Origin of the sequence: Clostridioides sp. ZZV14-6009 (assembly GCF_020658095.1) — a bacterium.
Classification (GTDB): Bacteria; Bacillota; Clostridia; order Peptostreptococcales; family Peptostreptococcaceae; genus Clostridioides.
On the sequence record NZ_JAGWDG010000025.1, the window covers coordinates 1 to 23765 of the forward strand.

Consider the following 23765-nt stretch of genomic DNA (forward strand, 5'->3'; position numbering starts at 1 on the left):
AGAATTGGTAAGACATATTTTAGTATGCAAAATTCTATGAAGCAGGAACCCTGTGACTTTAGTCATGGGAGGTTCAGTGGATATATTATCGTACCAATAGGTAACACTTTTGCACAAGCATTCCAAGGTAAAGGTGGATATTCTTTTGAAGTTTTCAAAGAATATTTTTCAAATACTAATAATTTAAGGGTAGTAAGCAATACTATAATTTTGGGATTGGGTTCTGTACTCGTATGTGGAATTATGGGAATATCACTTGCTTTATATATGACATTTGCTTGTGATAAACACAAAAAAATCATACATATTCTTTTACTAAGTCCAATGATGATTCCTGGAGTAATTATGGTAATTGCATGTATTCAGCTTTATGGAGAAAGTGGGATAGTTACAAAATCTATAGAAATTTTACTCTCCTTTATCAACAAACCTTATGATTTTAGTGGATTAAAAGGAATTTTATTTGTGGTTGCCTATACTCAGTATGTGTATTTTTATTTAAATGTATATGTTGCCTTAAAATATGTGGATTACTCAACAGTTGAAGCTGCAAAAGGAATGGGAGCATCAAGGCTAAGAGTATTTTTTGATGTAATATGGCCTGTTATTACACCTGCTGTTATAACCTCTACTATTATAACTTTTGCATCAGGAATTAGTTCTTTCTCAGCTCCAAATCTTATAGGTGGTGGTTTTAAAGTTTTAAGTACTCAGATTGTTAGGTCTAAGGCTAATAACCATATGGATATAGCCTCAGTTCAAGTAATTATTTTATTACTAATGGGGATTTCATTTATGATTTTATTACAGTATTATGGCAAAAAATATGGAGTAGTATCATCCTTAAAATCTCAAAGTTATAAAGTTGATAATAGAAAAAAAGACATATTTACATTTGTATGCAAGATTATTATTGAAATACAAATTATTATGATTATGCTTCCTATAATTACTATTGTATATTTATCCTTTGTAAGTACACATTCAATTATGACAACTATATTTCCTAGAGACTTTACACTGGAAAACTATCAGATGATTTTCCAAAAATCACGTGTATTACAGCCTATATTAAACAGTTTGAAAATGTCTTTAATGGCAGTGGTAGTAGGATTGATAATCACTGTACCAGTATCGTATTTAGTAATTAAAAAGGATACTACATATAATCGACTAGCAAAATTTATTATAATGTTACCTTGGAGTATGCCTGCAAGTGCCATTGCAGTTAACCTAATTAATACATTTAATCAAAAAAGTATATTTGCTTTTAATGAATCCTTAATAGGTGGTTTTTATATTTTACCTATAGCATATACAATTTATGCCTTACCATTATTATTTTCATCCAATGAGGTTGCTATGAAGTCAATAAATTTAGGACTAGAAGAATCATCAAGGAGTTTAGGTGCTGGAAGGATAAAAACTTTTTATAATGTAATAATCCCTAATATGATGCCAGGAATAATTTCAGGAGCTATATTAGTATTCATTCGCACAATTGGAGAATATACAATGTCAGCCTTACTTTATGGTGTTTACAATAGACCTATTTCAATTTCTATTGTAACTAATATGCAAGAATTTAAGATAGGAGTATCTATGGCTTATGGTGTATTAGTAATTGGTATATGCTATATAGCATTAGGAATAATTTTTAAATTAGATAGAAAAAGGTTTACATAAAATAACAAAGGATAATTTATAAATTGGTGTTTAGAAAACCAAGTCACTTTATTCCTTAGATATGAACTCGATGGGTGCCATTTTTGGTGTTTTATGTCAAGTTTATGGAAGTAAAAAATTAGATAATCGTGAGTATGATTCCTATAAATCATCTCTACCATTGAAATCTACAACAAGATATTGGCTAAATAGCTAATATCTTTTTAATTTTTTTGATACCAATATAGTACTAACTGTGGGATGAGTATCTTTAAATTTATAACTACAGGTATATCAAATATACCATTATTAACCGTTAATTTTCTAGTAAATGAAAGTAGTATATTTGATATGTTTATATCTTTTGATAAATTAGATGATATAGCTAGAGGATAGAATTTAAATTAATACTTACAAAGTAATCGCAATTATTGGAGTCCACTTATACAGACTTCTAAAAATTATTTAGTGAAAAGGAACTTAGAGTGTATAATAAAAATTCCTTTTTAAAAAGGAAAACGATTGTTATTTTCTAACATTTATTATCCTGATACTATTTAAATATAACAACAAAATAAATAACAAACAAATCAAAACTAAAATTTAAAATATCTGGAGGGACAATATGTTAATAAATATGAAGGAAATGTTAAAAGTCGCACAAGAAAATCAATTTGCTGTACCAGCATTTAATATAGGGAGTGGGCAAATACTTAAGGCGGTAGTACAGAGTGCTAATGAAAAAAATGCACCAGTAATACTTGCAATACACCCAAATGAGTTAAGTTTCTTAGAAGATAGCTTTGTAGCTAGTTGTATAGAAGAAGCAAATAAGAGTAAGGTACCTATGGTAATACACTTAGATCATGGAGCAAATAAAGAGCAAATATTAAGAGCGATAAGATGTGGATTTACATCAGTAATGATTGATGGATCACACTTACCATATGAAGAAAATGTAGCTATATCTAGGGCAGTAGTAGAAATTGCAAAAGGATTAAATGTATCTGTAGAAGGAGAGCTTGGAACAATAGGAACAACAGGGACATCAGGAGAAGGTGGCTGTGATGAAATAATATATACAGATTCAAAGTTAGCTAGGGATTTTGTTGAAAAAACAGGTGTAGACACACTAGCTATTGCAATTGGTACAGCACATGGTATATATCCAAAAGGGTTTAAACCAGAGCTTAAATTAGATTTATTAAAAGAAATAAAAGAAGTAGTAGACATACCTTTAGTCCTTCATGGAGGATCGTCAAATCCAGATGAAGAAATAGCACAAGCAGTTAAACTAGGAGTTTGTAAAGTAAATATTTCAAGTGATGTTAAATCAGCGTATTATAAGAAGTGCAGAGAAGTATTAGAACAAAATCCAAGTTTATATGAACCAGATGCTATATATCCACAATGTATAGAAGCTGCAAGAGAAGTTATAGAGTTTAAAATGAATTTATTCAATGACATAGATAAATTAAAATGCTTTTCACCAAAAGAAGAATCAGTGATTGGATAACAAATTAAAAGGAGGGGAGAATTTATGGTAGACAAAATATTACGTAGTGATTGTATTGTATTAGATAAACAATTACAAACTAAAAAAGATGTAATTGATTATATGGCAAATCATTTGTATCATGGAAATTATATAAATGATAAAGAAAAGTTTATAATTGATATTAATAAACGTGAAAAAGAATCACCAACTAACATGGGAAATTTAATAGCTATTCCTCATGCTAAGTCAAGTACAGTAAAGCGACCTGTGATGATGTATTTAAGAACAGATAAGGACATCACGGATAATGATGGCCAAAAACTTAGGTCATTTTTTATGATAGCAGTTCCAGAGTCAGGTTTAGACGAACACCTTAAGATTATATCTAAATTAGCTACATATTTAATGGATGAAAATCTTATTAAGAACTTACTAAGTGCAGAAACTCCATATGAAATATTAGATATATTTAATTATAAAGCTGTAGAATCAGGAGATTCAAGTAATAATCAAAATAAAGGTCTTATAGTTGGAATAACAGGATGTCCAACAGGGATAGCTCATACTTTTATGGCAAAAAAAGCGTTAGAAGAAGCAGGGCAAGAACTTGGGTATGAAGTTAAAATAGAAACACATGGAGCCATAGGTGTAGAAAGTAAGTTAACTAAAGAAGATATAAAAAGAGCTGAATACGTAATAATAGCTTGTGATAGAGAAGTTCAAACAAATAGATTTATAGGAAAGAAAGTATTACAAAAGAAAGTAGCAGATGCTAAGAATATTTCATTAGCCAAAAATTTAATTATAAATGCTGAAAATGGAATGGCTAAAGAAATTAAGCCAGGTGGAAAAACTTTAGAAGATTCAAAAGAAATACTTCAAGGGCCAGAGAAAAAAGGTATTTATAAGCACTTAATGAATGGTGTATCTGAAATGATTCCATTTGTAGTAATAGGTGGGATTGGTATAGCTATAGCATTTATGTTTGGTATATTTGCATCAGACCCAACTCATGAAACATACAACCCTATAGCTGGATTCTTTGGACAACTTGGAGGCGATTCAGCATTTAAGTTATTCATACCAATACTTGCTGGTTTTATAGCTAAATCAATTGCAGGAAGACAAGGTTTTGCTCCTGCTATGATAGCTGGTTTCATGGCAGTTATTGGAGGTTCAGGATTCTTAGGAGGTATGGTAGCAGGATTTGCAACTGGATATATAGCTTTAGGAGTAATGAAGATAACAGAAAACTTACCAGATGTATTAAAGGGGGTAAATGCCGTACTGATATGTCCACTGTTGATTGCATTCACAAGTGGGGCTATAATGTTCTTCGTAGTTAATACACCAGCATCATGGTTAAATGAAGCTTTACAGTCATGGTTACAAAGTATGTCTGGAACTAATAAAGTATTATTAGGTGCAATATTAGCGGGAATGATGGCATCAGATATGGGAGGACCTATTAATAAAACAGCTTCAGCATTTGGATTGGCTATGTTCTCTAGTAATATATTTGAACCATCAGCAGCATTAATGGTAGGTGGAATGGTACCACCATTAGCGATATCGTTAGCCATGTTAATATTTAAAAATAAGTTTACTAAAGAAGAAAGAAAGTCATCCCTACCAACTGCTATAATGGGGGCATCTTTCATAACAGAAGGAGCAATACCATTTGCAGCTGCAGATCCATTAAGAATGATTCCAGCAAACATAATTGGTTCTTGTATAGGCGGGGCAATATGTATGAGTCTAGATATAACCTTGATGGCACCACATGGAGGAATATTTGTAATACCATTTGCATGTAGTGCACCAGTTGCATATATAGCTTGTATATTAGTTGGTACAGTAATAACAGCATTAATTATAGGAATAACAAAGCCTACTATAAAGAGTGGAAGTGGTGAAGTTGAAGTACTTGGTGTTTAAATTATAAATAAGAGTTAAAATAAGGATATTGAGAAGTAGTTAGCAACCTCTAAATATCCTTATTTTTTATTTTGAAATTATATTCTATATTATATCAATTTTGTAAAGTGTATCATAAATTCTTTTATGATACAGAAGTATCTTAGTATTTTTACATAGCTATGAAATATGCTAAAATAGTAATTGATAGAAATATCAAAAAATAGGTAGGGGGCATAAGTATGCTTGCATCAAGGCAAATTGAATTTCTTAAATTGATATTAAATGAAAATGAATATAGACCTATAAAATACTTTAAAGATAAATTAAATGTATCAGATAAAACATTACAAAAAGATTTGAAGATGATTGAGATGTATTTAGAAACTTTCGATATAAAAATTGATATAAAAAGGGGGTGCGGAATATTAATAGAAGCTTCAGCAAAGAAAGATATAGACCTAATTAATAGTTTAAATATACAACCAAAGGGAAATAAGTCTTTATCAGTAGAGCAAAGAAGAATGGAAATTTTAAAATATCTATTATTAAATTCAAATAATATAACTTCAATAAATCAGTTATCGGATAAATATTATGTAAGTAAAACTTCTATAGTAAATGATTTTAAATATATAGAGGAATGGATAAAAGAATATAATTTAAAACTTAATAAAACCTTAGAGGGAACTAAAATTATAGGTAAAGAAGTAGATATAAGGAAATCGATTGCTAAAATGATGGATGATTTATTAGATGAAAATTATGAACAGCATGATATATCTGAGTTAACAAGATTAGATTATGCTACGTTTAGTGCGTTGATGAATTTATTTGATATTGATTCTATCATATTTGTAGAAACTATAATTACAGAGTTAGAACATAATTTAGGATACACTATAAGTCAGCCCTACTATATAAATTTAATTACCCATATACTTATATGTTTAAAGAGAATCGAAGAAGGTAATCAAATAGAGTCTCAGGAAGAAAGAGAAGTTTCTGTAGATAATTTGGACGAGTTAGTATATCAAAATGTCACTACACTTATAGGTAAAATAGAAAATAGATACAAAGTAAAAATAACGAAAGATGAAATTATGTACATATATATTTTTTTAGTATCATCTGGATTTAGTAGTGAAAGTAATAGTAGTTACAATGATGAATCAGATATATTAAGTGAAAGTGAAAAGGTATCATCTATAATGATAGAAAATATGTCACAATTTTTAAATATAAATCTCAAAAATGATGACTTACTACAAAAAAGTCTAGCATCTCATGTAAGACCTATGTTAAACAGATTAAGATATGATATCCAAATAAAAAACCCATTATTGGGAGAGATACAAGAGCGATTTTCAGATGTATTGGGATTATGCATGATGACTATGAATATTATGACAGAGTATGAAAATCTAAAGAATATTAGTATAGATGAAGTTTCGTATCTTGCTACATATTTTCAAGCAGCAATAGAAAGAAATATGAGTAGTAAAAGAGTAATAGTAGTTTGCCATACAGGATATGGAACATCTCAGCTCCTTGCAGCTAGATTAAAAAGAGAATTTCCTGAATGGACTATAGTTGATATAATTCCTATGCATCAGTTGAATAAGCGAAATTTAGATGATGTAGACTTTGTAATATCTACTGTAAATTTAGACTTGAAAGACAAATTACATATAGTTGTATCAGTACTATTAATGGAAAGTGATATTAATAATATAAAAAATGCTTTGGTTACTAAACCTAAGAAAAGCATGACCTTAGATACAAACTTATTAGGAATGTATTTAAAAGATAATATATATTTTAATTTTGATGTAATGCAGATGGAAAGTTTAATAGGTATGAATTTAGGTAGTAAATATAAGTCTATTTCATTAGGAAAAGATTTAAATATATATATACATAATCAAAGTAAATTAAATAAGGGGATAATGAATATCAATAATGTTAATAGAATGATTGATATTTATTTAGAAACTAGTAATCAGAGTTTTTTAAAGAATATGTTAATGGAAATATCAAATTTGTATAGTCAAAAGAACTATATAAACTATATAATAGATTGTAAAAGAAAAGAGGATATTAAAATATTATTTGACAATAATGTACTGGAGAAAATAAATGGAAATTAGAGAAATATTAAGCGAAGAAAGTGTTATTTTAGATTTAAAATCAACTACAAAAGAAGGCATAATACAAGAATTAGTAGATAAATTATACGATACAGGAAGTATAACTTCAAAAAGCAAGTTTATAAAGGCACTAAAGCGTAGAGAGAAAATAGGTTCTACTAGTATAGGTTATCAAATGGCTATGCCACATGGAAAAACAAAGTATGTAAAGAAAGCATCTGTAGTAATAGGTAAATCTAGAGAAGGTGTAGATTGGCCAAGTATAGATGGCTTGCCTGTAAAAGTAATAATTATGTTTGCTATGCCACAATCTGAAGGAAATGAAGATATAATGTTAATGTCTAAAATATCTTATATTTTAGGTGGTAAAGATATAAGTGAAAGACTTTTAAATGCACATACAAAAAAAGAAATATTAGATATATTTTATGAAGTATAGATGTTGTATAAACTATAAATTGAGGGTATTTAAAATAAAGTGTGTATTCTTCTTAAAAAGTAGTGATAATTAAAATATTAAATATCACTATATAAAGGAAGGTACACACTTTTTATGTTTAACAAAAACGAAATATTAAAAAACTTATTGAAGAATATGATGTTAAAACAACTACAGACATTCAAGATATGTTAAATGATTTATTTGCAAGTACAATTTATCAAATATTAGAAGTGGAGCTTGACGACCATTTAGGTTATGATAATAAGAATAAAAATACTAAAAACTCTAGAAATGGATATAGAAATAAGAATGCTAAATCAGATTTTGGAGAAGTAACTTTAAATACTCTAAGGAACCGAAATGGAGATTTTGAACCAAAGATAATTAGAAACTATGAAAATCATATGTCAAGAATAGAGAACCAAGTGATTGGAATGAACTAGCAACATATTTTAAATATACTCAAGAGATAAGAGCATTGATATATACTACAAATTCAATGGAAAGTTACAATAGATTATTAAGAAAAGTTATTAAATCGAAGTCTATTTTTCCTTCACATGATTCTTTGGACAAATCATTATACTTATCAACTATAGATATTTCTGAAAAATGGACTAAAAAAATTAGAAATTGGACTCAAATTTTAGCTCATTTAAGTATTTATTTTTAAGAAAGAAATTTAACTCTAAGCTAACACATAAATATTTCTAGACTCAATCAATACAAAATTTACTTCTTATAGAATCCATATTATAAAAATTAATCTAACAGATAATTAATTATTTACTTGCTCTAGTTTGTTATATATATCCTATTTACCCTTTTAGTTATACAACAAAGTATTTCATGGTCTATTGTTCCCACCTTACTTGATATATCACCTATTCTTATTCCGTCTATATCACCTACTAAGATAGCTTCATCTTCCATCTTAATATCAATATCATTTGGTATTTCAACCATAGTTTGATCCATACATATTCTCCCTACTATATTTAATAACCTACCATTTATAAATACTTGAGGATTTTTTTGTGTTCTAGGGAATCCGTCCGCATAACCAACTGATAATGTAGCTATTTTAACATCTTTATCTGCTGTATATATACCAGCATAACTAACACTAGTTCCTTTCTCTATATTCTTTATATTATTAACTATAGTTTTTAATTCTAAAGCTGTTTTTAGTTTTATATCTTTGCTAACTTCAGATGATGGATAAGAACCATATAAAGATATTCCTAATCTAACCATATTAAAATCACATTCTCTTAAATCTAAAATTGCAGCACTATTTGATACATGCTTTATTGGTATATTTAAGTTAGCTTCTTCTAATGAACTTATAACTCTATTGTATTTCTTTATTTGCTTGTAAGTAGTTTCTTTATTTTCTTCATCTGATTTTGCAAAGTGAGTATAAATACCCTCTATCACTAAATTTTCTAAAGTAAATATTTTCTTTATGTTTGATATAGATTGTTCATTAACTAAGAAACCTATTCTGCTCATACCAGTGTCAATTTTTATGTGTACATAAGCTTTTTTATTGCTTAATTTAGCTAATTCATTTATTTTTATAGCCATTTCTAAAGAATATACAGTAATTCTTATGTTACTATCTATCGCATGCTGTATTTTATTAGTGTTTGTATAACCCATACATAAAATAGGTTTTTTTATACCTGCTTTTGCAATTACTAAACCTTCTTCTAATCTAGCTACTGAAAAGAAATCAACATTTTCTTCTTTATCTAAGAACTTAGATACTTCTACAGCTCCATGTCCATAAGCATCTGCTTTTACAACACAGCATAGCATAGTATCTTTAGTTAAAGCTTTTTTTACGTTATCTACATTATATTTTATATTAGTTAAATTTACCTCAGCCCATGTGCTTGAGTTTATATTCATCATAACATGTACCTCTACTTTCACTTTAGTTAATCTAATTTATGTTATATATTAAATTGTATTAAAATATATATGATTAAAATTAATACTTTTTAATTAATACTAACATTTTCTATTTGCGCAGTCAATGAAATTTAATTATTATTCAAAAAAATAAATGTAATTTAATTAAATTGCGTAATATAGTATATATTGATATAATAATTTATATAATAATCAAAATATATAATAATGAGGTAGCTTATAGATGAATGAGGTAGATATATCAAAAAATATTACTGAATATAGAAAAAGAAAAAACATGACTATTAAAGAATTAGCTAATTTAACAGGTGTTACTTCATCTTTGCTTAGTCAAATAGAAAAAGGAAGTGCTAATCCGTCTATTAATACATTAAAACAAATTTCTAGTGCCTTAGATATACCATTATTTAATTTTTTTATAAATGATGTAGCTACAGAAAGCTTAGTAGTTAGAAAAGAAAGTCGTAAAAAGATTATGTTTTCTGAAGATGATAGCTTTGCATATGAATTACTAACTCCAAACTCAAAAGGAGAAATAGAATTAATGCTTATGAAAATACCACCTCGAGGATCATCTTCAAAAGAACAGTTTAGCCATAGAGGAGAAGAAGTTGCCTATGTAATTAAAGGAAATGTAAGGATTTATTTAATGAATCATGTAATTGATTTAAATTGTGGGGATAGTGTAAAAATACTTCCACACTCAAATCATAAATGGGAAAATATAGGAGACTGTGATTGTGAGGTTATATTTGCAGTAACTCCACCATCTTTTTAAAATTCATAGAATATTTGTCTAAACTAGTACATGGTAGATTTAATACTAGAGATAGAGAACATGCAGAAGAAGGGGCTGTCTCAAAATAGAGATAAGTCTCTTTTTCATTGTTGAAATGATGAAAATATAGTTGATTTCATACAAAAAGAATGCCTCATGAACTAAAAAGTTCATATTTCAATTTTACATTTAGTAGCGATTGATAGTACTCCAATGTCATTAATTATAAGTATTAGATTTGAGGTAAGTCTAGCTGTTCTTTGATTACCATCATATAAGAATTGACAATAGGACAACCATAAATTTATTATTATAGTCTTTTCTAAGGGGTTAGTTATTTTATGTCAATTACAAATAAATCATTTAATAGAGTGGTTTCTATGCACTCATATTGAGCAGTAGTACCAGCTGTTCCTATGTTACCATTTCTGAAATCTCCAACGATTAGAGCTCCATCTTTTCTAAAGTAAGATTAGATACGCTTTGAGTATCAGATGGCACTTGAGCTATTTTATTACTCTTATTTTCATTATTGTTATTATTTGTTGATTCACATCCTATAGTTAAATGTGTTGTTGCTACTAATAAAAGTGCTACTATGTGACTTTTTGTTATTTTCATACTTTTTCTCCCTATATAGAATCGTTTTATTTGATAATAAGAAGTTTATAATATATTAAAATGAAACTCAATGCTATAGCTAAAGAGTAAACATACAATTAACATATGGTGTATAGTTTGTAGCGTATTAAGTTATGGATGATACTAAAGGAAGAATTTCCATAATAAAACAAAGAGATTAGCTTGAGGTAAATTAAATATACAAGAACTAAGTTTATGTAAACATAAGATTAACATTAAGATGTTACACTCATACCAGAGTTGAGGATTAGCTCTAAAGCCTAACACTTATCAAAGTAAACATTAAGATGTTATATTGGTGATGAGAAATGCAAATATAAGATAAATTATGGAAAATATTAAAGTGCAATTATATATTTACAGTACTTTATAATACTTAAGGAGGAATATTATGAAAAAACCAAAAAAACTTATAGTTATAGCGGCTATTACAATAACTCTAGCAGGATCGGGGGCATACATAGGACTTAATAAAAATGCAGAGGCAAAACAACAACAGCAAATGAATGCAACAATGAACACTCTATCAGTAGAAAAAGGAAACATAAAATCAGTTGTATCAGCTGGAGGAAAAGTTTCGTTAATTAATGCAGATGGAAACAATCCAAATGCGATTAAAATAACTGTATCAGTAAATCAATATGATATATCTCAGTTAGAAGTAAATCAAACGGTTGAGGTAAATGCAAAGGCATTTCCAGATGAAACTATAAAAGGAACGATAACTGAAATATCTAACAAAGCAGAAGAAGGAGAGAGTCCAACATACAATGTAACTGTGGCAGTTTCTAACCCGATACTTGAAGTTGGAGAAAGTAAATACGAAGAAATAAGTGTAAGAAAAGGACCATCTAAAGAATATGGAAAAGTAGCTAAAATAGAAAAAGGAGATAAATTCCACATATTAGAAAGAAAAGGAAGTTGGATGAGAATTAAACTAGAAGACAACACACAAGGGTGGATACAAAAATATGGAGTTAAGTTAGAAGGAATAGATAAAAAAGATGTAAAAGTAAAAATAGCTAGCAATGATACAATTCTTAGAAAGAATAATGCATCTAATAGTAAGAGTCTTGAGAAATTATTAGAAGGTGAAGAAGTAACAATTCTAGATAAAAAAGAGAATTGGTATAAAGTTGAAACTAGTGACAAAACTACTGGATGGATTTTAGAAAATAATTTAACTATACAAAGTCTTAAAGATGGTATGTCTGTAACAGGTACAATCATAATAAACGAAAAAAATGATGTAATAAAGATTCCTGTAATGGCTGTTCAAAAAGATGAAAAAGGATACTTTGTTACTATTGCAAGTACAAAAGAAAAGAAATACATTGAAACAGGAATTACGGATTCAGAATATATAGAAGTTACAAAAGGACTTTCAGAAAATGAAAGTATAAGTATACAGTCATTTAAAGGTCCTGTTGAAAATTCAGAGGCAGACTCAGGCTCAATGATGGAAAAATCAATAGGATAAGAGAGGTGATAATATATGAGTGATTATGTAATACAAGCTAAGGGCTTAGTGAAATCATACAGCATAGGCGATGAAAAAATAACTATATTAAAAAAGGTTTCACTAGATATTAAAAAAGGTGAATTTGTATCTATAATAGGTCCATCAGGTTCTGGTAAATCAACTTTTATGAATATTATTGGTTGTTTAGATTTAGCTGATAATGGTGAATATGTATTGGACGGAAAAAGTATAACATCACTAAGTGAAGATGAGTTAAGTGCTGTAAGAAACAAGACAATAGGATTTATATTCCAAAGTTTTAACTTATTAAATAAATTATCAGCTTTAGAAAATATAGAACTTCCTCTTATATACCAAGGTAAAACTCCTAAAGAAAGAAGAAAAATAGCACTAGAATGTCTGAAAAAGGTTGGACTACAAGATAAATTAAATAATAGGCCGAATCAATTATCTGGAGGGCAACAACAGAGGGTAGCAATAGCAAGAGCTCTAGCTACAAATCCACAAATACTTCTAGCCGATGAGCCAACAGGAGCACTAGATAGTAAAACAAGTAAAGAAATACTTGAAATATTAGAAGGTCTAAACCAAGAAGGTAAAACTATAATTATGATAACTCATGACATGGATATAGCAAGAAATGCTAAAAGATTGATAAGAATTAGAGATGGTGAAATTTTTGAATAGGAGGTGGCGTATATGAATATTTTCCAAATAATTAAGATGGCATTAGGAGAAATCAAAGCTAATAAACTACGTTCATTTCTTACTATATTAGGTATATCAATTGGTACAGCCAGTGTAATTTTATTCGTTACAATATCTATAGGTAGTAAACAAAGTATGTATAAAAGTTTTGAATCAAAGCCACTAGATTTAATAACTGCAAGTGTATATGGAGATAAAAAAATAAATGAATTTGATATAAAAGTATTAAAAAGTAGTTCGAATGTAAAAGAAATATCTCCAGAAATAAGTGATTCAGCAACTGTGAGTTACGATAAAAAAGATAGCAAAAAAAGTATAGTTGGAACGGATGAAAACTATTCAAAACTAAATAACACTGAAATTAAGAGTGGTAGATTTATTATGCCAATTGATAATGATAAATCAACTAAAGTTGTAGTATTAGGTAGTAAGGTTTCCAGTGAATTATTCCCTAAAGGAGATGCACTTGGAAAAACAATAAATATTAAGTCTATACCATACAAAGTTATAGGCGTATTAAGTAAGATTGATGAAACTTATAATAGCCCAGAAGATGATACTATATATATGCCTTATAAAACAGCACAAATTGTTTTAGGAATAAGTGACATATCTAAATTAAATGTACAATCTACTTCAAATGATAGTGTTACAAATACAATGGATGAAATAAAAGCTCACTTTACTAGAAAGGGTATGACACCAAACGATTCTTATGTATCAAGTAATAAAGAAATGATAGATTCAATGAAATCAATGGATGCTACTATGAACCTAATGGTAGGAGCAATAGCAAGTGTATCTTTATTCGTAGCAGGGATAGGTATAATGAACATGATGCTAGTATCTGTAACTGAGAGGACTAAAGAAATAGGTATAAGAAAAGCTTTAGGGTCTCCTAGAAACTTTATACTAGTACAGTTCTTAGTAGAATCTCTTACAATAAGCTTAATAGGTGGAATAGTAGGATCTTCAATAGGTATACTTGGGTCATTCCCAATACTAGGAACAATGGGGGCTGAGCCTTATATAGCATGGAATGTGGTATTTGCTGCAGTTGGATTTGCCATATTTATGGGAGTAGTATTTGGAATATCCCCTGCAAATAAAGCATCTAAGTTACAACCAATAGTAGCACTTAAATCAGAATAAAATTATACATCAAATAATTTGTTAGATAATTAATCTATTATTTAGCAAATCTAATAAATATTAGTTTTATGAAAAAGGTAATAAAATAAAAAATATATAAAATAAAAGGAGAGAAAAAATGAAATTTAATAAGAAATTTACAGCAGCAGTAATAGTATCAATGGTAGCTCTTAGCGTAATTGGATGTGAAGGTAAGAAGGAAATAAATAATACACCAAAAGAAACAGAGCAACAGAATAATTTACCAAAACCAAGCGAGGAACAAGTAGAAAAAGGTCTTGAAGATGGAACAATAGGACGTGATCAATAAAAAATATATATGATTACATCAAATACTTTAGTATAATGTAAAACATAAAAATAAACCTAGTAGCTAATAACAAGATATTGGGTTTATTTTTATTTTATATAATTAATATTTAATAAAAATCAGTGGTATACTTATCTTTAATATACAAAATATGTACACTTATAAATAAAGTTAGCATTACTTATTATATAATAAGTAGATGGATATTTTATAATCCCAACTAATAAGCTTAAAATATATAAATATATCGCCAACACGTTGTTAAAGCAACAGATGCAGTCGTTGTCGATATGAAATAGAGTATCTAAATATGGCTTAAACGAAGCAAATTTTTTAATAGAAAGAAAATTATGGTGAGAGTAACAAAGCAAGCTTATAGCTTCTTTGCATATAAAGATGAAATATATTCAAAGAAAACGTTGACAAAATATGTCTAATGTTTTATTATAATAATTGGAATTAGGTAGTAATTGTTTAAGTACAAGCTAAGCTTATTCATTAATAATAGCAGTATCCTTGGAAGGATTGTGCCCATTATTATGGATAAGCTTTTTTTATGCTCAAAAGGAGGATAATCGTGATAATTAATAAGATATTAAATAATAACGTTGTAATCACATTAGATGACAATGATGAAGAAATTATTGTCATGGGTAAAGGCATTGGTTATCAAAAATCAAAAGGCGATTTAATAGATAAAACTAAAGTAAACAAAGTATTTAGGATATCAAATAAAGAAATATCAAATAAGTTACAAGAATTACTTAATAATATTCCTATGGAGCACATGAAATTATCAAGTGAAATTATAGAGTATGCACAAATAAAATTAAACAAGAAATTAAATGAAAGTATTTATATATCATTAAGTGACCATACATATTCTGCAATTCAAAGAATGAAAGAAGGGATAAACGTAAAGAATGCAATACTTTGGGAAACTAAGAGATTCTATAAAGAAGAGTTTGAAATTGGAATGAAAGCACTTGATGTTATTGAAAGCAAAACAGGTGTAAAATTACCTGAAGATGAAGCTGGATTTATAGCATTTCATATAGTAAATGCTCAGTTAAGTGAAGGTCATACCTTGGCATATGATATTACAAAGTTAATACAAGAAGTACTTAGTATAGTTAGATATCATTTTAGAATAGAATTTCATGAGGATTCTGTATTTTATTATAGATTTATAATGCATCTTAAATTTTTTGCCCAGAGATTACTTTCAAATAGTGTGCATGAAGGTGAGACAGATAAAGAATTATTAATCATTATTAAGTCTAAATATAATAAAGAGTTTGAATGTGTAGTTAAGATTAAAAATTTTATTAAAAAACAATATAACTACATATTAACAGATGATGAACTTATATATTTAACAATACATTTAGCTAAAGTAGTTAAAGATTCAAATATGTAAGATGAATAATTTTTCAGTAGTATATAGTAAGAGTTATTGAAAGGAGTGATACTAACAAAATTATACCTATGGTTGGATGGTAACATTGAGTTGGCCAAACCTTCAAATTTCAAAAAATTTATTTAAAAGAAATATGGAGGAGAAAATGGAAAAATACAAACAATTAGCACAAAGCATAGTAAAAAATGTTGGTGGAAAAGAAAACATTAGTGGATTAGTACACTGTATTACAAGATTACGTTTTAATTTGAAAGATGAAAGTATAGCAAATGATGATGTATTGAAAAATATGGAAGGTATTGTTACTGTAATGAAAAGTGGAGGACAATATCAAGTAGTTATAGGAAATCATGTTGAGGCTGTCTATAAAGATATAGTTGAAATAATTGACTTAGATGACTCAAGTACAAATTCAGAAAATAAAAAATCAGGTAGTATGCTAGATAAAGGTATAGATATAATATCAGGGATTTTTCAGCCAGTACTAGGAATAATGGCAGCCTGTGGGATGTTAAAAGGATTTAACGCTTTATTTGTAGCAATGGGATTATATAGTGATTTATCTGGTGGATATATGGTAATAAATGCAGCAGGAGATGCATTATTTACATTCCTTCCTTTATTTTTAGGATATACTTCAGCTAAGAAATTTGGGCTAAAACCAATGTTGGGATTAGCACTAGGAGCTGCAATGTGTTATCCTGCGATACAAGGCAGTAGTATATCAGCAGGTGCAGATGTGATGTACACTTTATTTAAAGGAACAATGTTTGCATCACCAGTATATATTGATTTCTTTGGACTACCAATGATATCAATTGATTACACTGGGACAGTTGTACCAATTATATTTATAGTGTATTTTGCATCTAAGTGTGAAAAATTATTTAATAAGATTGTTCCAGACTTAGTTAAGTTTTTCTTTGTGCCAATGCTTACATTATTAGTAACAGTACCTGTTGCACTTATAGTTATAGGCCCTATAGCAACATTTGGTTCTACACTTATTTCGCAAATTGTAATTTCGATAAGAGATTTTAGTCCACTATTAGCAGGTGCTATAGTAGGGTTCACTTGGCAAATTCTTGTTATTTTTGGTATGCACTGGGGATTCATTCCTGTATATATAAATAATGTTATGACTTTAGGATACGATAATGTTATGATGCCATTCTTTGCTTGTACATTTGCAAGTTCAGCAGTCGTATTAGCGATATTCTTCAAGACTAAAGACAAGAAATTAAAAGAGATGGCAATACCAAACTTTATATCTGGTATATTTGGAGTTACAGAGCCAGCAATTTATGGAATATTATTACCTTTAAAGAAGCCATTTATAATAAGTTGTATTGCTAGTGGTATTGGAGGAGCTTTCTACGGATTCTTTAATCTTAGAAAGTTTATAACTGGAGGGATGGGAATATTCGAACTTCCAGCAATGATTGAACCAGATGGAGGAATGGGCAATTTAATAGTAGCTCTTTCTGGTATAGCTATATCAATGGTTGTAGCTTTTGGATTAACTATGGTTTTATATAAAGAAAAGGAAGCAAGAGAATCTAAAGAAGTAAAAAATAATGTAAAAGAGGAAACAAAAGAGGTTAAGTCTGCTAAATTAGAAAAAGAAATAGTAGTAAGCCCTATAAAAGGTGAAGTCTTAAATTTAAGCGATATAGAGGATGCAGCATTTGCATCTGGTGTACTAGGTCAAGGTGTAGCAATAATACCTAGTGATGGAAAAGTAGTTGCACCAGTAGATGGAGTGGTTACAACCTTATTTCCTAGTCTACATGCTATAGGAATTCTTTCAGATACAGGTGTTGAAGTGCTTATTCATATTGGATTAAATACTATTCAGTTAGAAGGAAGAGGTTTTGAGGCATGTATAAAGCAAGGTGATAGAATTACAAAAGGTCAAACGATATTAAACTTTGATATTGATGCAATAAAAGAGTCAGGGTATAGTGTTGTAACTCCAATTGTTATTACCAATTCATCACAATTTTTAGATGTAGTAGAAACAGAAAGTAAGAGTACTGAATTAGAGGGCAATCTGATTACGGTTATATTTTAGTAAAAAACTAAGGCATTAGCATAAGTTAATGCCTTAGTTATAATTTTAGGAGGCTTAACTATGAGTTTTAAAAAAGATTTTCTATGGGGAGGAGCTACTGCAGCTAATCAATGTGAGGGTGGATATAATAAAGACGGAAGAGGATTAGCAAATGTAGATGTATGTCCAACCGGAAAAGATAGGACAGCAGTTATTACAGGTAAATTAAAAATGTTTGATTTTGATGCTGAACATTATTATCCAGCTCAAACTGGTATTGATATGTACCATAATTATAAAGAAGATATAAAGCTATTTGGTGAAATGGGATTTAAAGTATATAGAATGAGTATTGCATGGAGTAGAATATTTCCAAAAGGTGATGAAGAAACACCAAATGAAAAGGGGCTTCAATTTTATGAAAATATATTTAAAGAATGTAAAAAATATGGAATAGAGCCACTAGTTACTATTACACATTTTGATTGTCCAATGTATTTAATTGAAAAGTATGGTGCATGGCGTAATCGTAAAATGATAGGTTTCTATGAGAAACTATGTAATGTTATCTTTAGAAGATATAAAGGCTTAGTTAAATATTGGTTAACTTTTAATGAAATAAACATGATTTTACATGCTCCATTTATGGGTGCTGGTATTTGTTTTGAAGAAGGCGAAGATACTGAAAAGATAAAATATCAGGCTGCTCATCATGAACTTGTAGCTAGTGCAATTGCAACTAAAATAGCACATGAAGTTGATTCAAATAACTTAGTTGGTTGTATGTTTGCATCTGGAAGTGTATATCCTTATAGTTGCAATCCTAATGATGTATGGGAAGCTACAAAGTTAGATAGAGAAAATTATTTCTTTGTAGATGTACAATCTAGAGGAAAATATCCTAACTATGCATTAAAGTATATGGAGCAAAAAGGTATTACACCAGAAATGGAACCTGGTGACATTGAATTATTGAATAAATATACAGTAGATTTTATTTCATTCTCATATTACAACAGTCGTTGTGTTAGAACTGATGAAAATGCAGATGATGTAGCTGAAGGAAATATATTTACATCTGCTAAAAATCCATATCTTTCATACAGCCAATGGGGATGGCCAATTGATCCATTAGGTCTAAGAATTACATTAAATCATGTATATGATAGATATGAAAAGCCACTATTTATTGTAGAAAATGGATTAGGTGCAAAAGATATAGCTGATGAAAATGGTTATGTAGAAGATGATTACAGAATTGATTATTTAAGAGAACATATAAAAGCGATGTATGACGCAGTTTCTATAGATGGTGTAGATTTATTAGGTTATACTACATGGGGTCCTATTGATTTAGTAAGTGCTGGCACAGGTGAAATGGAAAAGCGTTACGGATTTATATATGTAGATAGAGATAATATCGGTAATGGAAGTTTGAGAAGGGCGAAAAAGAAAAGCTTTGAATGGTATAAGAAAGTAATTGCTTCAAATGGTGAAGATTTATATTAAATAAGAAGAATATAAAAATAATAGTGGTATAATTTTTTCTCTGTAGCAGGATTCACGAAGAGATTTGCTGAAAAGAGAGATAATTTATTTTGTACCAAGAGATGAAAAAGTCGAGCTTAAATTCTAAGCTTGTCTTTTTTTATTAAATATAACTTATAATGCTTTAAAATTTATGAAAAACTTATTCAATAGATATATTAAAAATTCAATGGTAATCAAATTCTTTACCAATGAATATAAAATGTATTTGAGTGTTATAATAGTTTAAACTAATGAACGAAAGGGAGAGGAGTGCATATGAAATATCAACATATAATTGAAGTTAATAAAGACCTTTGTATTGGATGTGGACTTTGTAAAAATGATTGTCCAGTAAATAATATAGTTATAGAAAATAAAAAATCAGTAATTAAAAAGCAAGACTGTCTAATGTGTGGACACTGTGCAGCAATCTGTCCCAAAGAAGCTATTACACTGACAGGATTTGATGAACCACCAATAGAACTTACAAATAAGCCAAGCTTAGACTCAGATGAATTACTAATGGCAATTAAATCTAGAAGGAGTATCAGAAAATTTAAAGATAAAGAAGTTTCTTCAGAAATTGTAAAGCAAATTATTGAGGCAGGTAGATACACACCTAGTGCTAAAAATTCACAAGATGTATCATATATTGTTTTGGACAATAAAAAAGCAATGTATGAAAAGGAGGCAGTGAGATTTTTTAGAAAAATCAAACCGATTGCAAACATTGCTGTTAAATATTCAAAGGAAATTGAGATTGATGATAACTTTTTCTTCAAGCATGCTCCTATTGCAATAATGATAATTACAAAAGATAAGATTAGTGGTTCACTTGCAGCATCTAATATGGCACTAATGGCAGAATCTTATGGTCTGGGGGTTTTATTTAGTGGATATTTTTCAGATGTAGCAAATAACTCGCCAAAGTTAAAAAAGTTTCTAAGTTTAAAACACAAGAATCATGTTCTTACAACGCTAGTTATTGGATATCCAGATGTTAAATATAGACGTACTGCACAAAAAGAGGCAGCAAGTGTTAGATACTTATAAGATATGGAGGATTTTATGGAAAAAGAATGTCAGCAAAGAATAGAAGAAATAACATCTAAATTTAAAGACTGTCGTAAAGCTATTTCTGCTATGGGTGATGAAACTAGACAGTTAATTTTAATAACACTCCTAGAGAGTGACTTCAATGGTATACGAGTAGGAGAAATTACAGAAAAAACACATCTTTCTCGCCCTGCAGTATCTCATCATCTTAAAATATTGAAAGAAGCAGAAATTGTTAATGTACGTAGAGAAGGGACGAAAAACTATTATTATCTTGATTCAAAAAAATCGCAATGGAAATCACTAACAGAGCTAATAAATCTTATATTTGTTGGAATACAAGATATTGGTGAAAATGATGTAAGAAAAGGTGAGTAAATCAAAGTGATTTAGCAAAAAGGGGTTGTCGCACTAGAAAATAGTGCTACACCCTTTTTTGTAAATTTAATGTTTGTAATTAAATAAATTATTAAAATTAACAACTTATTATTTTAAAGTAGTATTAGCCATTTTTATGATGGTTAATACAATTTGTTAGCCATTTTATAGAACCTTGCTCCCTGATAATAGCACCATCAAGAACTATATAATCACCAAAATCATTGCTATGAAGAGGAGGCACTTCACTATAACGTTCCATTTGACTGTATAAGAATTTAATCCTTTCTTGGTGTTGAAGCAACTGATGTTCTAATAAAACAAGCCTAGTGTCTAGATCTAAATTATTAGAAAAGTACATTTTAAGACGGAAAATATCTTTAGGCGTTTTTTCCATTGGTATATCTTTTTCAAGCCATTCTAGAAACTCATCTTTTTCTTTTTCTGTAATTTTATATAATTTTTTTTCTAATACATCACCGCTAATTTCAATATACACATTATAATAAATGATTTTCTTATAGATATATTCTTCAAGCCTAAACCACAAAGCCCTATTGATTTTACAGATAATTAGTTTAGTTCTAGTTTCACTAAATTTACTATAGTAAGCAATAGACATGATTATGTCTTAAAGCCATTTAATGATACAATATTAAACTCATTAAATAATAATGGATATGATGTTATTTCAATAGGTAAAATTAATGATATTTTTGTCATTTGAGCTTTTCAAATAGAATATGTCATTTTAAATCAAAGAAACCTCATAGCTATCAAGTATAACTTTTTTATTCTCTTGTGTCATAAATTTATATTACTATAATTTAAGAAGATATGTCAGTTAAACAATAAAGTCATATAAGAAAAAAATATATAAATACATACATGAATGTTAAGATTAGTTGATAGAATTTAAGCAATAAATCTAATACTATAAACATAGGAGGTATGAAAAATATGATTAATACGAATTTGAAAAGACTAAGAAAAATTCATCAGTACACACAAGAGGAATTAGCTGAAAAACTTAATATATCTAGACAATCAGTAGCAAAATGGGAAAATGGCGAATCTACTCCTGATATAGATAGTTGCATTAAACTTGCAAAATTGTACGATGTCAAACTAGATGACTTAGTTAATCATTCAGAAGAAAAAACAGGTATTGTAATACCACCTAAAGGAAAATTTTTCTTTGGAGCTGTCGTAGTTGGTGAACGTGGTCAGATTGTTATTCCAAAAGAAGCAAGGGATGTATTTAATATAAACGCAGGAGATAAATTATTGATACTAGGAGATGAAGAAAGAGGATTAGGAATTGTTCATCAACGTGATTTGATAAATTTTATAGGTCATATGGGAGTAATAGGTAAAGAATAGTAATTTTAAAAAAATTATAAAAGGATGGATAAAATATGAGTAAAATAGTATTTTTTAGTATTCCTGCATATGGTCACACTAATCCTACAGTTGAAGTAGTTCGTGAATTGGTAGATAGAGGGAATGAGGTATTGTATTATTCTTTTAATGAATTTAAAGATAAAATTGAAGGTGCTGGAGCAAAATTTATTTGCTGTGATAAATATCTTCCAGAATTACATCCTGGAGACGAGAAAAAAATTGGGAAGGATTTTTCTGGGTTAATTGAGATGATAGTAGATACTACTATATCTTTAGATGAAAAAGTTTGTATAGAGCTTAAGGATTTTAATCCAGATTGTATTGTATCAGATTCATTAAGTTTTTGGGGAAAATTATTTGCACAAAAACTTAATATTCCATATATATGCTCTACAACAACTTTCGCGATTAATAAACATACAGCAAAGATGATGAAACAAAGCTTTATGGAAATTATACGTATGGTTTTTGGTATGAGACGCATTAATAAAAAAATAAAGCTTTTACAAAAAAAAGGATATGACGTAAAAAATTTTATTTCTATAGTTTCTAATGATGATGATACGAATACTATTGTATATACATCAAAAGAATTTCAACCAATGGTAGAAACTTTTTCTAGTAAGTATTCATTTGTAGGACCATCAGTATCAAATGTGATTGTCGAGCCCCAAAATAGAAAGAAAAAGCTAATATATATTTCACTTGGCACAATTAATAATAAAAATATTAAATTTTATAAAAACTGTATAAATGCATTTAAAGATTTTGATGTTGATGTAATTATGTCTGTTGGTAGAAACACTGATATTAAAAGTTTAGGACATATACCAAATAATTTCGAGGTTAAAAATAGTGTCAAACAGATTGCTATACTTCAAGAAACTGATGTCTTTATTACTCATTGTGGGATGAATAGTGTTAATGAAAGTTTATATTATGGAGTACCTATGGTATTATTTCCACAACATTCGGAGCAGAGAATGGTAGCTAATAGAGTTACTTGTTTGGGCGTAGGGCTCATGTTAAAAGAAAATAAGTCAGAAGATATTAAATGTGTAGTATTTCAAGTTATGAATGACAAGGAATATAAAGAAAATGCAATTAAACTGTCAGAAAGCTTTTATAATGCAGGAGGTTCAAAAAAAGCAGCAGATGTAATATTACAGGTTATAAAGCAATATTGTTGAAGAGATAAATTTAGAAAATTAATATAATGTTTATTCTTATATTAAATG

General features: G+C 28.6%; 23 protein-coding genes and 1 pseudogene. 21 read left to right on the forward strand and 3 right to left on the reverse strand.

All coding sequences use genetic code 11. The annotated features are described in order from the left end of the window. The first annotated feature begins 36 nt into the window (after nt 1-36). The 8 genes from KGF36_RS18585 (at nt 37) to KGF36_RS18615 (ending at nt 8345) form a co-directional block, all read left to right on the forward strand. Nucleotides 37-1686: an ABC transporter permease gene (locus KGF36_RS18585; RefSeq protein WP_227830297.1), complete on the forward strand. Its 1650-nt coding sequence runs from the start codon at nt 37-39 to the stop codon at nt 1684-1686. Between the two features lie 240 nt (nt 1687-1926). After that, nucleotides 1927-2061: a hypothetical protein gene (locus tag KGF36_RS20310; protein WP_255287835.1), complete on the forward strand. Its 135-nt coding sequence runs from the start codon at nt 1927-1929 to the stop codon at nt 2059-2061. A gap of 229 nt (nt 2062-2290) precedes the next feature. Next, nucleotides 2291-3181, forward strand: coding sequence for a ketose-bisphosphate aldolase (locus KGF36_RS18590; RefSeq protein WP_227830296.1), 891 nt, complete (start codon nt 2291-2293; stop codon nt 3179-3181). Between the two features lie 24 nt (nt 3182-3205). Then, nucleotides 3206-5101, forward strand: a complete 1896-nt coding sequence (locus tag KGF36_RS18595) for a fructose-specific PTS transporter subunit EIIC (protein ID WP_227854946.1) — start codon at nt 3206-3208, stop codon at nt 5099-5101. A 221-nt stretch (nt 5102-5322) separates the two neighbouring features. Further along, nucleotides 5323-7230 (forward strand): BglG family transcription antiterminator, encoded by a 1908-nt coding sequence (locus tag KGF36_RS18600; protein ID WP_227830294.1) that lies wholly within the window; start codon nt 5323-5325, stop codon nt 7228-7230. Continuing rightward, a complete protein-coding gene (locus KGF36_RS18605) occupies nt 7220-7669 on the forward strand; it encodes a PTS sugar transporter subunit IIA (protein WP_227830293.1) in 450 nt (149 codons plus the stop codon). The genes KGF36_RS18600 and KGF36_RS18605 overlap by 11 nt, the downstream gene beginning before the upstream one ends. A gap of 188 nt (nt 7670-7857) precedes the next feature. Then, a complete protein-coding gene (locus KGF36_RS18610) occupies nt 7858-8115 on the forward strand; it encodes a transposase (protein WP_255614953.1) in 258 nt (85 codons plus the stop codon). A 35-nt stretch (nt 8116-8150) separates the two neighbouring features. After that, nucleotides 8151-8345: a transposase gene (locus KGF36_RS18615; protein WP_255287837.1), complete on the forward strand. Its 195-nt coding sequence runs from the start codon at nt 8151-8153 to the stop codon at nt 8343-8345. Nucleotides 8346-8467: 122 nt separating this feature from the next. On the opposite strand, the gene alr is transcribed toward KGF36_RS18615, so the two are convergent. Continuing rightward, complete coding sequence (gene alr, locus KGF36_RS18620) at nt 8468-9592, reverse strand: alanine racemase (RefSeq protein ID WP_227830292.1); 1125 nt, start codon at nt 9590-9592, stop codon at nt 8468-8470. 244 nt (nt 9593-9836) lie between these two features. Between alr and KGF36_RS18625 the strand changes: the two genes are divergently transcribed. After that, the gene (locus KGF36_RS18625) at nt 9837-10391 is read left to right on the forward strand and encodes a helix-turn-helix domain-containing protein (protein ID WP_227830291.1); all 555 of its coding nucleotides are present in this window, start codon (nt 9837-9839) and stop codon (nt 10389-10391) included. Nucleotides 10392-10835: 444 nt separating this feature from the next. On the opposite strand, the gene KGF36_RS18630 is transcribed toward KGF36_RS18625, so the two are convergent. Next, nucleotides 10836-11012: a hypothetical protein gene (locus tag KGF36_RS18630; protein ID WP_227830290.1), complete on the reverse strand. Its 177-nt coding sequence runs from the start codon at nt 11010-11012 to the stop codon at nt 10836-10838. Nucleotides 11013-11424: 412 nt separating this feature from the next. Here KGF36_RS18630 and KGF36_RS18635 point away from each other — a divergent pair, with 412 nt between their 5' ends. The 9 genes from KGF36_RS18635 (at nt 11425) to KGF36_RS18675 (ending at nt 21123) form a co-directional block, all read left to right on the forward strand. Continuing rightward, on the forward strand, nt 11425-12513 hold the full coding sequence (locus tag KGF36_RS18635; protein WP_227830289.1) for an SH3 domain-containing protein: 1089 nt from the start codon (nt 11425-11427) through the stop codon (nt 12511-12513). Nucleotides 12514-12528: 15 nt separating this feature from the next. After that, on the forward strand, nt 12529-13203 hold the full coding sequence (locus tag KGF36_RS18640; protein ID WP_227830288.1) for an ABC transporter ATP-binding protein: 675 nt from the start codon (nt 12529-12531) through the stop codon (nt 13201-13203). A gap of 12 nt (nt 13204-13215) precedes the next feature. After that, nucleotides 13216-14376: an ABC transporter permease gene (locus KGF36_RS18645; RefSeq protein WP_227830287.1), complete on the forward strand. Its 1161-nt coding sequence runs from the start codon at nt 13216-13218 to the stop codon at nt 14374-14376. A gap of 118 nt (nt 14377-14494) precedes the next feature. Next, nucleotides 14495-14686: a hypothetical protein gene (locus tag KGF36_RS18650; protein ID WP_227830286.1), complete on the forward strand. Its 192-nt coding sequence runs from the start codon at nt 14495-14497 to the stop codon at nt 14684-14686. A 577-nt stretch (nt 14687-15263) separates the two neighbouring features. Beyond that, nucleotides 15264-16106: a BglG family transcription antiterminator LicT gene (licT, locus tag KGF36_RS18655; protein ID WP_227830285.1), complete on the forward strand. Its 843-nt coding sequence runs from the start codon at nt 15264-15266 to the stop codon at nt 16104-16106. A 145-nt stretch (nt 16107-16251) separates the two neighbouring features. Beyond that, nucleotides 16252-18180 (forward strand): beta-glucoside-specific PTS transporter subunit IIABC, encoded by a 1929-nt coding sequence (locus KGF36_RS18660; protein ID WP_227830284.1) that lies wholly within the window; start codon nt 16252-16254, stop codon nt 18178-18180. Nucleotides 18181-18240: 60 nt separating this feature from the next. Next, on the forward strand, nt 18241-19668 hold the full coding sequence (locus KGF36_RS18665) for a 6-phospho-beta-glucosidase (RefSeq protein WP_227830283.1): 1428 nt from the start codon (nt 18241-18243) through the stop codon (nt 19666-19668). A 297-nt stretch (nt 19669-19965) separates the two neighbouring features. After that, a complete protein-coding gene (locus tag KGF36_RS18670) occupies nt 19966-20742 on the forward strand; it encodes a nitroreductase family protein (protein WP_227830282.1) in 777 nt (258 codons plus the stop codon). A 15-nt stretch (nt 20743-20757) separates the two neighbouring features. Continuing rightward, the gene (locus KGF36_RS18675; RefSeq protein WP_227830281.1) at nt 20758-21123 is read left to right on the forward strand and encodes an ArsR/SmtB family transcription factor; all 366 of its coding nucleotides are present in this window, start codon (nt 20758-20760) and stop codon (nt 21121-21123) included. A 124-nt stretch (nt 21124-21247) separates the two neighbouring features. On the opposite strand, the gene KGF36_RS18680 is transcribed toward KGF36_RS18675, so the two are convergent. Beyond that, nucleotides 21248-21745: a PadR family transcriptional regulator gene (locus KGF36_RS18680; RefSeq protein ID WP_227854947.1), complete on the reverse strand. Its 498-nt coding sequence runs from the start codon at nt 21743-21745 to the stop codon at nt 21248-21250. Nucleotides 21746-22083: 338 nt separating this feature from the next. Between KGF36_RS18680 and KGF36_RS20540 the strand changes: the two are divergent. The 3 genes and pseudogenes from KGF36_RS20540 to KGF36_RS18695 all read left to right on the forward strand — a co-directional run. Then, nucleotides 22084-22266 (forward strand): annotated as a pseudogene (locus KGF36_RS20540) (helix-turn-helix transcriptional regulator); the annotation flags it as partial. A gap of 30 nt (nt 22267-22296) precedes the next feature. After that, entirely contained in the window at nt 22297-22506 is a 210-nt protein-coding gene (locus tag KGF36_RS20545; RefSeq protein WP_413841559.1) for an AbrB/MazE/SpoVT family DNA-binding domain-containing protein, read from the forward strand. A 35-nt stretch (nt 22507-22541) separates the two neighbouring features. Beyond that, nucleotides 22542-23717, forward strand: a complete 1176-nt coding sequence (locus tag KGF36_RS18695; RefSeq protein WP_227830278.1) for a macrolide family glycosyltransferase — start codon at nt 22542-22544, stop codon at nt 23715-23717. The last annotated feature ends 48 nt before the right edge of the window (nt 23718-23765 follow it).